Annotated in this window: 10 protein-coding genes; 6 read left to right on the top strand and 4 right to left on the bottom strand. The window is 64.2% G+C overall.

Going from position 1 to position 12305, the window contains the following annotated elements:
• Positions 1 to 277 precede the first annotated feature (277 nt).
• Complete coding sequence (purM, locus tag ACX4ZE_RS09655) at positions 278 to 1354, top strand: phosphoribosylformylglycinamidine cyclo-ligase (RefSeq protein ID WP_480272988.1); 1077 nt, start codon at positions 278 to 280, stop codon at positions 1352 to 1354.
• A gap of 160 nt (positions 1355 to 1514) precedes the next feature.
• Here the strand turns inward: purM and ACX4ZE_RS09650 are convergent, their stop codons facing one another.
• From ACX4ZE_RS09650 to ygfZ, 4 genes are all read right to left on the bottom strand, one after another.
• Complete coding sequence (locus tag ACX4ZE_RS09650) at positions 1515 to 1721, bottom strand: DUF3073 domain-containing protein (protein ID WP_480272987.1); 207 nt, start codon at positions 1719 to 1721, stop codon at positions 1515 to 1517.
• A 175-nt stretch (positions 1722 to 1896) separates the two neighbouring features.
• The gene (locus tag ACX4ZE_RS09645) at positions 1897 to 2850 is read right to left on the bottom strand and encodes an asparaginase (protein WP_480272986.1); all 954 of its coding nucleotides are present in this window, start codon (positions 2848 to 2850) and stop codon (positions 1897 to 1899) included.
• Complete coding sequence (locus ACX4ZE_RS09640; RefSeq protein ID WP_480272985.1) at positions 2847 to 3563, bottom strand: MOSC domain-containing protein; 717 nt, start codon at positions 3561 to 3563, stop codon at positions 2847 to 2849. Before ACX4ZE_RS09640 ends, ACX4ZE_RS09645 begins: the two co-directional genes overlap by 4 nt.
• 149 nt (positions 3564 to 3712) lie before the next feature.
• The gene (gene ygfZ / locus ACX4ZE_RS09635) at positions 3713 to 4837 is read right to left on the bottom strand and encodes a CAF17-like 4Fe-4S cluster assembly/insertion protein YgfZ (protein ID WP_480272984.1); all 1125 of its coding nucleotides are present in this window, start codon (positions 4835 to 4837) and stop codon (positions 3713 to 3715) included.
• A 97-nt stretch (positions 4838 to 4934) separates the two neighbouring features.
• On the opposite strand from ygfZ, the gene ACX4ZE_RS09630 reads away from it, so the two are divergent.
• From ACX4ZE_RS09630 to cydC, 5 genes are all read left to right on the top strand, one after another.
• Positions 4935 to 5855: an aminodeoxychorismate lyase gene (locus ACX4ZE_RS09630; protein ID WP_480272983.1), complete on the top strand. Its 921-nt coding sequence runs from the start codon at positions 4935 to 4937 to the stop codon at positions 5853 to 5855.
• A gap of 219 nt (positions 5856 to 6074) precedes the next feature.
• Positions 6075 to 7559: a cytochrome ubiquinol oxidase subunit I gene (locus tag ACX4ZE_RS09625; protein ID WP_480272982.1), complete on the top strand. Its 1485-nt coding sequence runs from the start codon at positions 6075 to 6077 to the stop codon at positions 7557 to 7559.
• Positions 7560 to 7568: 9 nt separating this feature from the next.
• The gene (gene cydB / locus ACX4ZE_RS09620; RefSeq protein WP_480272981.1) at positions 7569 to 8603 is read left to right on the top strand and encodes a cytochrome d ubiquinol oxidase subunit II; all 1035 of its coding nucleotides are present in this window, start codon (positions 7569 to 7571) and stop codon (positions 8601 to 8603) included.
• A 1-nt stretch (position 8604) separates the two neighbouring features.
• Entirely contained in the window at positions 8605 to 10452 is a 1848-nt protein-coding gene (locus ACX4ZE_RS09615; protein WP_480272980.1) for an ABC transporter ATP-binding protein/permease, read from the top strand.
• Between the two features lie 74 nt (positions 10453 to 10526).
• Positions 10527 to 12215: a thiol reductant ABC exporter subunit CydC gene (gene cydC, locus ACX4ZE_RS09610; RefSeq protein WP_480273035.1), complete on the top strand. Its 1689-nt coding sequence runs from the start codon at positions 10527 to 10529 to the stop codon at positions 12213 to 12215.
• Positions 12216 to 12305: the final 90 nt, after the last annotated feature.

Below are 12305 nucleotides of genomic sequence, written 5' to 3'. Positions count from 1 at the left end.
GCAGGGCGATCGAGGCCGGATCTCACGCGCATCACAGGAGAGTGCGCCCGGCGGCCGTTCGCTGTGGTTCTGCTGCCCGATCCGGTGCAGCAACGCCACAGGCGAGCAGCGGATGACCGAACTGCTCAGTGGAGGTGGGCGGACCGATAGCCAGCCTTACGGCTCGTTCCCGCCTATTGTCAAGAGGGTGAGCCAATACCGGTGTGGGGTCGTTCTCCCGCTCCGGTAGCGTGAGCAGGCATCTATCCGCCGATTCGGTTTGGAGCTTTCCCCGAAAATGACTGAACAGACCCCCAGTGGCGCAGCCTCGTATGCCGCAGCAGGCGTGGACATCGAGGCAGGTGACCGTGCAGTCGAGTTGTTCGGGCCATTGGCGAAGAAGGCGACCCGGCCCGAGGTTCAAGGTGGTCTCGGCGGCTTCGCCGGGTTGTTCGCGTTGAAGGGCGGCTATCGCGAACCGCTGCTCGCTGCTTCCACCGACGGTGTCGGCACCAAGATCGCGGTGGCACAAGCGATGGACAAACACGACACCGTCGGCCTCGACCTGGTCGCGATGGTAGTGGACGACCTTGTGGTCTGCGGTGCGGAACCGCTGTTCCTGCAGGACTATATCGCGGTAGGCAAGGTTGTGCCGGAGAAGGTTGCCGAACTCGTCTCCGGCATTGCCGAAGGCTGCGTGCGTGCGGGGTGTGCGCTGCTCGGTGGCGAGACCGCCGAACACCCTGGTCTGATGGGCCCAGATGATTACGATCTGTCCGCGACTGGTGTCGGTGTGGTCGAGGCTGACGCGGTACTCGGACCGGATCGAGTCCGCCCTGGCGATGTGGTGATTGCCATGGGCTCCTCGGGTCTGCATTCCAACGGCTACAGTCTTGCTCGTAAGGTGCTCCTCGACATAGACCATATGTCGCTTACCGGGCACGTGGAGGAATTCGGCCGCACTCTCGGCGAGGAACTGCTCGAACCGACCAGAATCTATGCCAAGGACTGCCTCGCGCTGATCGCCGAAACCGATGTTCGGACATTCGCCCACGTCACAGGTGGCGGGTTGGCTGCGAACCTGGCCAGGGTACTGCCTGCGGGTCTGGTCGCGGAACTGGACCGTGGCACCTGGAATCCGGCACCGGCGTTCAAGATGATCGCGCAGCGGGGTCGGGTGGAACGGGCCGAGATGGAGAAGACATTCAATATGGGTGTCGGTATGGTCGCCGTCGTCGCTCCGGAGGATGTGGATCGGGCACTGGCTGTGCTGACCGCGCGACACGTCGAGTGCTGGACGCTGGGCACGGTGAAGAAGGCCAAGGACGCCGATGCCGTACGCGCTGTTCTGATCGGCGAGCACCCGCGGTTCTGACTGCGGCGAAGGACGTCAGAGGACACATCGAAGTCCCGCATCCTCTCTGGATGCGGGACTTCGATGTGTCTATGTGGCAAGCCTTACGGTACTGGGCCGACAACCCGACAACGCCTGAAGGGGGAGGCCCGCCGGCCTCCCCCTTCAGGCGCGATCCGAGTCAGCGGCGCCAGTCGTCGTCCTCCTCGTCCCAGCGGGACAAGGAGTCGCCCGCGTCTTGCTCATCGGACAGCACACCACCACTCCGCTGGGAGTTGGGGCTTCCCGAGAGCTCGCGCTGAAGGCTCGCGAAGTCGGTCGTGGGCGAGCTGTACTTCAGCTCGCGTGCGACCTTGGTCTGCTTTGCCTTAGCCCGGCCACGGCCCATGGCTGACCCCCTCGCGTCACAGCGGGGCGGCCTGGGGTTTGGTGGCGGCCCCGTTCGAATTAATACTCTTCCTGACAGACACTTTAGCGTGTGTCCGGCCGTCTTGCTTCCAGGAGTGGGGGAAGAGCTGTCGAACCGGTACCGTTTGCCCGTCTGTCGCCGTGTATGCGAATCGTTACACCACCCCTGGTATCGTGCGGATCATGCCGACCCTGACGTCGCCGCCGAGTACCGGGGGAGTGGCCAGCTTTGTATGAGTATCGGTCCAGTTGATCCCCATCTGCTGGAGAATGGCCAGCGTCAGCGGCATTCGAGCGCGATCGTGGCCATCGTCGATCCGGTAGGCGAAGGCCGATCCGTCCGGCATCGCACCCACGTGCAAGCCATCCGCGCCTACCTTGCACACCAATCCTGGAGTCGCCCGCATAACGAGTAGATCAAGGCTGTTCGTGCCGGAAATCACTCGCGGATGAGCACGGATGGCATCGGTGACTCGGCGTTCGGGAGTGCCGGGCTCGGCCGTGGCCAACATCGCGAATACCCGAGCCAGATTTGTCAGCGAGACCGGGATGATCGGAAGTCCGCAGCCATCGCGGCCCAAGTCGGATTCCGGCTCACCGGTCAGCTCGGCTACGGTGGCGCTCACCGCACGCTGCAGCGGATGCCCCTCATCCAGGTATTTCTTGGTCGGCCAGCCGTTTACCGCGCAGGTCGCGAGCATCGCCGCGTGCTTGCCGGAACAGTTCATGAAGATGCGTTGCCTGCCCTGTCCGCTGGTGAGTGCCGCGGCGCGAGCATTGTCGTCGATCGGCAGGTCGGGTGGGCATTCGAGAGATTTCTCGGTGAATCCGAACCGATCGAGCAGCCTGCGTATCAGGGTGAGGTGTTCCGGCTCGCCATAGTGGGAGGCGGTGGCGATGGCGAGTTCTGCGTCATCGAGTGGTTCGAAGCCGTGACGCAGCATGGTGATCGCCTGCATCGGCTTGTTCGTCGAGCGGGGGAGGATCGGCAGCCGCACTTCGCCGAGGGTGAGCTCCGGCTTGCCTCCGGGGTCGAGCATCACTACCGAGCCGCGGTGTACGCATTCGCGGAAGCCCGAGCGGATGACTTCTACCAGTTCCACACTCACGAATGCGCTCCCTGGCCGGGTCCCGCGATACCCGTTCGTTCGTTCCGGGCTACTGCGGTACGTGCGGTGTCGGTGTGTCTACGTGTGTGTCGTTCGATTTGTTTGCGCACATCGTCAGAGACGCTCGGTTCTTCGGCGAGCAAGGTCTCTAGCAGAGTGAGATCCGTGCCGGTGAATACATCGCGGACAGTGATGCCGTGGCCGGGTGTGTGTACCACCGAGACCTGATCGCCTGCCCCGATCGTACCTTCGGCGAGCACCCGTAGGTAGGCGCCGGTATCACCGCGTAATGTGAATCGCTTCACCCACTGCTGCTCGCCACTCCAGTGCTGGAACGTGGCGCACGGCACTCGCGGCGCGCTTACTTCCAACAGGGTGTCGCCGATCGACCAGCGTGCGCCGATCACAGCGTCGCTGACCGGGAGTCCGGCAATGCGGAGGTTCTCGCCGAACCACCCTGCGGGCAGCTCGCGGCCGAGCTCCGCACCCCACCGGCGGGCTTCCTCGTCGGCATACGCGTAGACGGCTTGATGCACGCCACCGTGGTTTTCCACATTGCAGACGTGGTCGCCGTCCACTCCGAGGGCTCGCACTCCGACTCTGCCCGGTATCGGTCTCTTGTCGATCGCTGTGTGACCGATCCGTCCGGGTACTTCAAGGTCGGCGTGCACAGCGCAGATAGCGAGGACCTCGCCGGAATCACCGGTGCGCATGGGAAGCGCTCCTCTCGTCAGCCATGAGAACCTGATGTGAGCAGAAACCCGTTGTCGATGGCAAGTCCGATGTCGCACTGCGGACGGGACGTCGATCGGCGCGGCGCGCAGTGGGCATAGTGGCAGTGGGCATAGTGTTCGGTCCTCGATCAACGGCTGCCGTGTCCGCGCAGCCGTTCGATCGCGATCCGGCCTGCCTGAGGCGTATCGCCGGCGGGCATCGAATCGGGGTCGACGCTCGCCGCGACCGAGCCTGCGGTCAGCGCGGCGTCCATCGGAACCGTGCGCTTGATCAAAGCCAGGGCAATGGGTCCGAGCTCGTAGTGATCGATGACGGTGCCGAGCCTGCCGACTACGCGGCCGCCCACGGTGATATCGGCGCCGCCGGTCGGGCGTTCGCCCGCCGAGCCGTCCAGATGCAATAGCAGCAGCTGTCGTGGCGGCTTGCCGAGGTTGTGCACCCGCGCGACAGTCTCTTGGCCGCGATAGCAGCCTTTGTCCAGATGGACAGCTCCCTGTTCGGCGACACTGCCGATCCAACGGGCTTCGTGCGGAATCGTCCGCTCGTCGGTGTCCACTCCGACCCTGGGACGTACGGCCGCGACACGCAGCGCCTCGAATGTCCACATTCCCGCGGGCACGGCGCCGGCCGCGGTGAGCCGGGCCCACCAGTCGGTCAGCTGCTCGCGTGAGATGACCAGGTCGAAGGAATCCGCTGTCGGCCAAGGCATCCGGCGCAGAAACCCGCCGCCGGGCAGTGGTATCGCCACATAGTCACCGGGCAGGGTGGGAACGCCGAGCGCTCCGGTCAGATCGGCGACCCGAGGGCCGAGCAGGCTCAGCATCGCGTAGTCGGTGGCCGCGCTGGGCTCGGCAGCGGCCCAGAACACCATCTTCCGCAGGAAATCGAGCAGATCGGGGCCGCGCTCGGCCTCGGTATCGATCCAGGTCGCGCCAGCCGATTCGGTGAGGACGAAGTGGTGTAGTACCCGGCCGTTCACATCGAGGTCGAGGCTCTCCGCCGATTGCCCTTCGCCGAGGGTAGCGACGTGCTGACTGGATATGGTGTGCAGCCAGGTGAGCCGCTCAGCGCCGGTGATGCGCAGGACAAAACGATGCGAGCGATCGACGATCGCGGCACGCTCGATCGCGACGCGCTGTTCGCCGAATGGATCGCCGTAGTGCCAGGCGACGGCGGCATCGGGGGAACCGGCCGCTGCCGCGACGGCTCCCGGCACGCTGAGGATGGGGCTGGGCGCAACGACCACGGACACCTTTTCCACTCTAGGCGTGACTGCCTGGTGACGCGCGAACTGGGCGGAAGTCGCCATGACATAGGCATCGTCGGCTCCTACCGCTTACGCTCGACTCATGGTGGATCGAGTCCTGGTAACGCTCGACGGTGTGGTGCGAGACGCGGACGCGCCGTTGTTGTTCGCAGACGATATGGGCGTATTGCGTGGGGATGGTGTCTTCGAAACGGTGCTGGTACGCGAGGGAATCGCGTACGCGCTCGAATTCCATCTAGGCAGACTGCGGCGTTCGGCGCAGGCACTGGATCTGCCCGAGCCGGAGCTGGGGAAATGGCGAGCGGCGGTGCAGACCGCCACAAAGGAATGGGGCAGCGAGCGCGAAGGAATGATGCGGCTGGTGCTCACTCGTGGTCGTGACTGCGAACAGTCCGGTATACCGGATCGGGTACGCAGTGGTGACTTGGCCGCCGCGGTGCCGGTACCGACAGCTTTCGCGATGGTGGTCCCGGTGCCAGGGCGTGTAGCGAAGGCGCGTACCGAAGGCGTCTCCGTGATGACCCTGGCGCGTGGTATCTCGATCGATCTCGCGCAGGCGGCGCCTTGGCAGTTGCTCGGTGCCAAAACGCTGTCCTACGCGACCAATATGGCCGCCTTGCGGTTCGCCGCGCGCATGGGCGTGGACGACGTAATTTTCACCAGTACCGAGAACCGGGTGCTCGAGGGGCCGCGCTCCACTGTGGTGATCGCGCGCGACAAACAACTGATCACCCCGCCGGCGAAGCACGGCGTGCTGCAGGGCGTCACGCAGCGCGCGCTGTTCATCGAAGCGGAGAAAGCGGGCTGGGAGTGCCGCTACGACGCACTGTTCACCGCCGACCTGCTCACCTGTGACAGTGTTTGGCTGATGTCGAGCGTTGCGCTGGCGGCGCGGGTGCATTCGCTGGACGGGCTGCGGATGTCTGCACCGGACAATGCCGAGGAGATCATCGAGCTGGTCGGACGTGGTATCGAACGAGCAGGCGCCATCGGCGATTGGTGACCTGTTCGCCAGTGTGTCCGGATCGGTATCCGGTGCTGTTCATGCGGTGCCTAGGGTGATTCTCGCCTTACTCGGCAGGGTGAGAGTTAGCGGTGAGCACGGCGAATCCGACCAGATAGGCGAACACCGAGATTCTCCGATCAAGGCCCCAGCAAACAGTCCCTGATCGCCTCCAGCGTAGTCTTACTACGGTATGTCGTAGTTGGGCAGGAGGTCGGTTTGGACGCCCTGGATATATCTCGATGGCAGTTCGGGATCACGACGGTGTACCACTTCCTGCTGGTTCCGTTGACCATCGGCCTCGCGCCGCTGGTCGCCGCTATGCAGACGGCGTGGGTGATCACCGGAAAAGAGCATTGGCTTCGGCTGACCAAGTTTTTCGGCAAGTTGTTCCTGATCAACTTCGCGTTGGGCGTCGCTACCGGCATTGTGCAGGAATTCCAGTTCGGCATGAACTGGAGTGAGTACTCGCGCTTCGTCGGTGATGTGTTCGGTGCGCCGCTCGCGCTGGAAGGGCTGGTCGCTTTCTTCCTGGAGTCGACCTTCCTCGGGCTGTGGATCTTCGGCTGGACTCGATTGCCGAAACTCCTTCATCTCGCCACAATCTGGTTGGTCGCCATCGGCGTGAACGCATCCGCGTACTTCATCGTCGCCGCCAACTCGTTCATGCAGCATCCGGTCGGCGCTAGGTACAACCCGGAGACCGGGCGCGCGGAACTCGACAGCATCGTCGCGCTCCTCACCAATAACACGACGCTGGCGGCCTTCCCGCATGTGGTCGCCGGAGCCTTCCTCACCGCAGGCACGTTCGTCGCGGGTATCGCGGGCTGGTGGATGGTCCGCAATGCGCGCAGCGGCGACGAAGCGAAACTGTCCGAGGCGCGCGCCATGTGGCGACCTGCCGCGCGGTCGGGCATCTGTGTGATGATCGTGTCATTGGCCGCGTTGGTCTACAGCGGAGACATCCAGGGCAAGCTGATGTTCGAACAGCAGCCGATGAAGATGGCTTCGGCGGAATCGCTGTGTCACACCGCGAAAGACCCCGATTTCTCTCTTCTGACCGTCGGTACGCACAATAACTGCGACAGTGTCACACACGTGCTCGAGTTGCCCTATGTACTGCCCTGGCTGGCCAAGGGCTCGTTCAGCGGGGTGACGTTGGAGGGCGTCGCCGATCTACAGCAGGCCGCCAACGAGAAATACGGTGTCGGCGATTACCGGCCGAATCTGTTCGTCACCTACTGGTCGTTTCGGGCCATGATCGGTCTGGCGGCGGGCTCGACGCTGTTGGCGCTGGTCGGGTTGTGGCTCACCCGCCGTGGCCGGGTACCGGATCAGCGCTGGTTCTCCTGGCTGAGTCTGCTCGCCATCCCCACACCGTTCCTGGCCAACAGCGCGGGCTGGGTGTTCACCGAGATGGGCCGACAGCCCTGGGTAGTCGCACCGAATCCGACTGGCGATCCGAACTTGCGTCTCACTGTGCAGCAGGGTGTCTCGGATCACTCACCCGGTGTGGTGTTGTTCTCGCTGATCGTGTTCACGCTGCTGTACGGCGCGCTTGCCGTGGTGTGGTTCTACCTGATGCGTAGGTATGTGATCCATGGGCCGGACTCGGCCGCGACCGAGTCGCGCGGTACCGAGGGGATCTCGGGCGGTCGTGGTGCCGCGGAACCTGCCGTCGAACAACTGTCGTTCGCCTACTAGGAGCTGACGATGAGTCTGCAAGAGTTTTGGTTTGTTCTGATCGGTGTGCTGTTCACCGGCTACTTCGTGCTGGAGGGCTTCGACTTCGGGGTCGGCATGCTCATGCCGATCCTCGGCAAAGGCTCCGATGCGCGCAGGCGTGTGGCGCTCAACACGATCGGGCCGGTATGGGATGGCAACGAGGTTTGGCTGATCACCGCGGGTGGTGCGATGTTCGCGGCGTTCCCGGAGTGGTACGCCAGTTTGTTCTCCGGTTTTTATCTGGCATTGTTGCTGCTGCTCGTCGCGCTGATCTTACGCATCTGCGCCATCGAGTACCGCGGCAAGATCGATGACCCGCGTTGGCGGGCCCGCTGCGATATCGGCATCGGCATCGGTTCCTGGATTCCAGCGCTGGCCTGGGGCTGGGTATTCGGCAATGTGGTGCACGGGGTCCCGCTCGACGCGGATAAGCAGTTCGCGGGTTCGGTGGCCGATCTGTTCGGTCCTTACGCCCTGCTCGGCGGTCTGGCGACCGGATTGCTGTTCGCGCTGCACGGCGCGATGTTCTTGGTACTCAAGACCGGTGGCGAGGTACGCGACGATGCTCAGCGCATCGCCCGGCTGTTGCTGGCCCCAACGGTAGTGGTGGTCGGTGGATTCGGACTGTGGACTCAGCTGGCCTACGGGACGGGATGGACCTGGATTCCACTGGTACTGACGGTGGTCGGGCTCATCATGGCGGTGAGCGCGGACTTCGTCCGGCGCGACGGATGGGCATTCACCGGGACCGCGGTGACCGTGGCAGCGGCCACCGCGCTGCTGTTCGGGTCGCTGTTCCCCAACGTTCTTCCCTCGACCCTCGACGCGGCCTTCGACCTGACCATCTACAACGCGTCCTCGACGCCCTACACTCTGCGGGTGATGAGTTGGGCCGCAGTGCTGGTCACCCCAGTAGTGCTGGTGTACCAGGGATGGACCTACTGGGTGTTCCGCAAGCGGATCACGGTAGAGCAGATCCCTGCCTCGGTGGGCCTGCCACTGGAGAGCGCGCGGGATCGGTGACATGGCCCGCCCGCCGATCGATCCACGCCTGTGGCGATACGCCCGTTCGGCGCGTAGCTATCTGGCGTTGAGTATCGCGTTATCGGTAGTGATCACCGGTGCGATTGTGCTGGCGGCGGTGTTGATCGGACGGGTGCTGGCCGGTGTTGTCACCGATCCGGACCAGCGCACACTCGGTGCATGGACAGTGGAGGTGTTCGTCCTCGCACTCACGATCGTAGTGCGGGTACTCGCCACCTGGCTGCAATCCAGGCTGGCTCACCGCGCGGGCGCGAATGTCGTAGCGGAGCTGGAAAACGCGGTGCTCGCGGCAGGTGCGCGGCAGCCCCCGCGCGAACTCGACACTCACCGGACCGAGCTGGCAGTGGTGGTCGGTACCGGGCTGTCGGGTTTGCGCGGCTATCTCGTCGGCTATGTGCCCGCATTGCTGCTGGCGGTACTGGTGCCACCGATCGTGCTCGTGGTCATCGCGGCGTACGATCTGACTTCTGGTGTGATCGTGGTGATCACACTGCCGCTCATCCCGGTTTTCATGATCCTCATCGGGAAGTTGACTCAAGGGCGGGCCGAGGCCACACTCGCGGCTACCACCCGGTTGTCGGATCAGGTGCTCGACCTATTCGCGGGCATGCCGACTCTGCGGGCGCTCGGCCGGGAGACCGGCGACACAGAACCTGTTCCGACAGTGCGCTCGGTGCACGCGCGGCAGGGTGACAATGGTTCGAGTATGCCGGGCGATGCCGCCGGAACGCGCACCATGCGGTACCGGGTGCGCGATCTCGGGGACGCACTGCGGCAGCACACCATGCGGGCGTTGCGCATCGCCTTCCTGTCTTCGATGGTGCTGGAGCTGCTCGCGACTTTGAGTGTGGCGCTGATCGCGGTCTCTATCGGTATGCGTTTGGTATTCGGCGAGATGAGCCTCTACTCGGGCCTGGTGGCCTTGATGCTCGCCCCTGAGGTGTATTTGCCGTTGCGCATGGTCGGTGAGCGTTTCCACGCTGCCCAGGACGGTATGGCTGCCGCGGAGAAGGCATTCGCACTCCTGGAATCGGTGCCCGCCGAACGAAGCCACCCCACCGCAGACCTGTCTGGGCGGGTTCCGGCTGATCAGGCGGTAGCGGGAGACGATGTCCAGCGCGTGCGAATAGCTGGAAATTTGCTCGAAATCGATGATCTTTCGGTGCGAACACGGGATGGGTTCGCACCGGCAGGGCTGTCAGCAGTCTGTACTCCCGGCTTTCTGACTGTGCTCACCGGGCCTAATGGGAGCGGTAAATCGACAGCGGTACAGGCGATTCTGGGTTTGATCACCCCTGATCGCGGAGTGGTCACAGTCGGTGGAGTCGATGTGCGCGGGCTGTCCGCGGATCGGTGGTGGGCTCATTTGGCGTGGTTGCCGCAGCGACCGGTGTTGGTGCCTGGCACATTACGGGATAATCTCGAGCTGCTCGGCGCCGCAGCGGTGGACTGGAGCATGGGGGAGCGGAACGATGGTACGGATGAACTCGCCGCGGCATGCGCGGTCACCGGCTTCGACACGGTGCTGGACGAGTTGCCCGACCGCTGGAACACTGTGGTCGGCCCTGGTGGCACCGGGTTATCGCTAGGGCAGCGGCAACGCCTCGCACTGACCAGGGTGCTGGTCGCGGATCGACCGATTCTGTTGCTGGACGAGCCGACAGCGCATCTGGACGCCGAGGCCGAAGCCGCAGTGCTCCGCATGCTTCAGCAGCGGGCCAGAGCGGGCGTGACGATCGTTGTCATAGGGCATCGCCCTACGGTGCTGGCCGCGGCCGACCGGATTATCCAGGTGCACGCGGATCGGCTCATGGAGGTCGGTCCATGAGCAGAGCGAGTTCTGACTGGGCACAGCGGCTGTCGAGGTCGGCTGGCGCCACCCTGTTCGGCGATCTGCGTCGGATGTGCGTATTGCTCGAGCTTTCCGCACCGCGGGTTCTGGTGGCGATCGCCTGGGGTGTAATCGCACTGGGCAGCGGGTTGGGTCTCGCGGCGTTGGCCGCGTGGCTGATCGCCAGGGCATGGCAGATGCCGCCGGTGCTCGACCTGACTATTGCCGTGGTCACAGTGCGCGCGTTGGGTATTTCACGCGGTCTGTGCCGGTACTTGGAACGCCTCGCGACCCATGATGTCGCGCTACATACCATGACAGCGGCGCGCGCTACCGTCTATCGGACGTTGGCCCGCTCGGATTTCTGGCTGCGACGGCCGGAGCCCGCGGACATCGGTAGTCAGCAAGCGATCGAGTCACCGCAGGGCAAAAGTAGTTCTGCTCCACTACGACGGGGTGATCTTCTCGTCCGGATCGGCAGCGACATCGATGATCTGGGTGCTGTGGTGGTGCGCGTCTTCGTGCCGGTCGCAGTCGCTGTCGTCCTTTCTCTCGCGGCGGTAACGTTGCTGGCCATACTTTCGGCGGCGGCCGCCATGATTCTGGCGGCCGCATTGGTGTTGTCCGGGGTCGTCGCGCCGTGGCTGTCAGCAAAAGCGGCGTCCGATGCCGAACGCGCAGTGCGTGCCGACCGAGCTGAGTTCACCGCGCAGGGGCTCACCATCCTCGATCACGCGGCTGAGTTACGCGTAGCAGGCAGGCTCGATGCCGCCCTCGCCACTGCGTCGGCCGCCTCGAGCCGGGCGGCCGACGCGGAAGACACCGCAGCGGCTCGAAGTGCGTGGGCGGCCGCGGCGATGCCACTGTCGATCGGCGTCAGTGTGCTCGGTGCGTTGATGATCGGCATTACCCTCTACGGCCCTGACGGAGCGGCGACGGGGGTGACGACACCCATGGCGCTCTGTGTATTGGTGCTGCTTCCCCTCTCGGCTTTCGAGGCTGTCGGTTCGTTGCCCGCTGCGGCACAGGCATTGACGACTGCGCGCGCGGCCCTGCGCCAGCTGACTGGGTTGGAAGGTGATCGGGCCGAGGGCGCCAGAACCGCGCGGCGTACAGTCCGGGCCGGGATGGCTGATTCGGCCCGTGTCGTCGATGCGTACATTCCAGAGCTACCGGAAGGACAGCGGATCGCGGTGGTCGGCCCGAGTGGCTCCGGAAAGACGACACTGCTGATGACCTGGGCAGGGTTATTCGACACACCGCGTCCCGACATCACCTTCTTCGCTGAAGACGCTCATCTGTTCAGCACATCGGTACTGGAGAATCTGCGGGTAGTCCGGGGTGACCTTACCGAGAAGGCCGCCGAGAGCGCTTTGCGAACAGTCGGTCTTGGTCCTTGGTTGGATGGGTTGCCTGCGGGGATACACACCGACCTGACCGCAGGAGCGTCGGCTGTGTCGGGTGGTCAGCGACGGCGTATTCTGCTCGCTCGCGCGCTGGTGTCACCAGCGCGGGTGCTGCTGCTCGACGAACCCACCGAGCACCTGGAGGCAGCGGCCGGCTCGCGGCTGCTGTGTGAGTTGTTGGACGTCGATAGCGGTTTCGTCGAACCCGATCGTGTCGTTGTGGTGGTCACCCATCAACTGCCGCCAGATCACCGAGCCGACGTGGTACTACGGCTCTCCGCATCCGGTCAGGTGACGGCTGATTTCACGGCCTGCGCAACTGTATCGGAGGCTCGGTTCGCGCCTCGACGATAATTCCGTTGCCGATGTACTGACGCGTCGCTAGATTCGGTCGTACACGAGAAAGGAGGTGGTTCGAAGAATGATTATTCATAGGACACGTGA

The sequence above is a fragment of the Nocardia sp. TBRC8007 genome (assembly GCF_056629435.1).
This window is presented reverse-complemented; position numbering and strand designations above follow the sequence as displayed.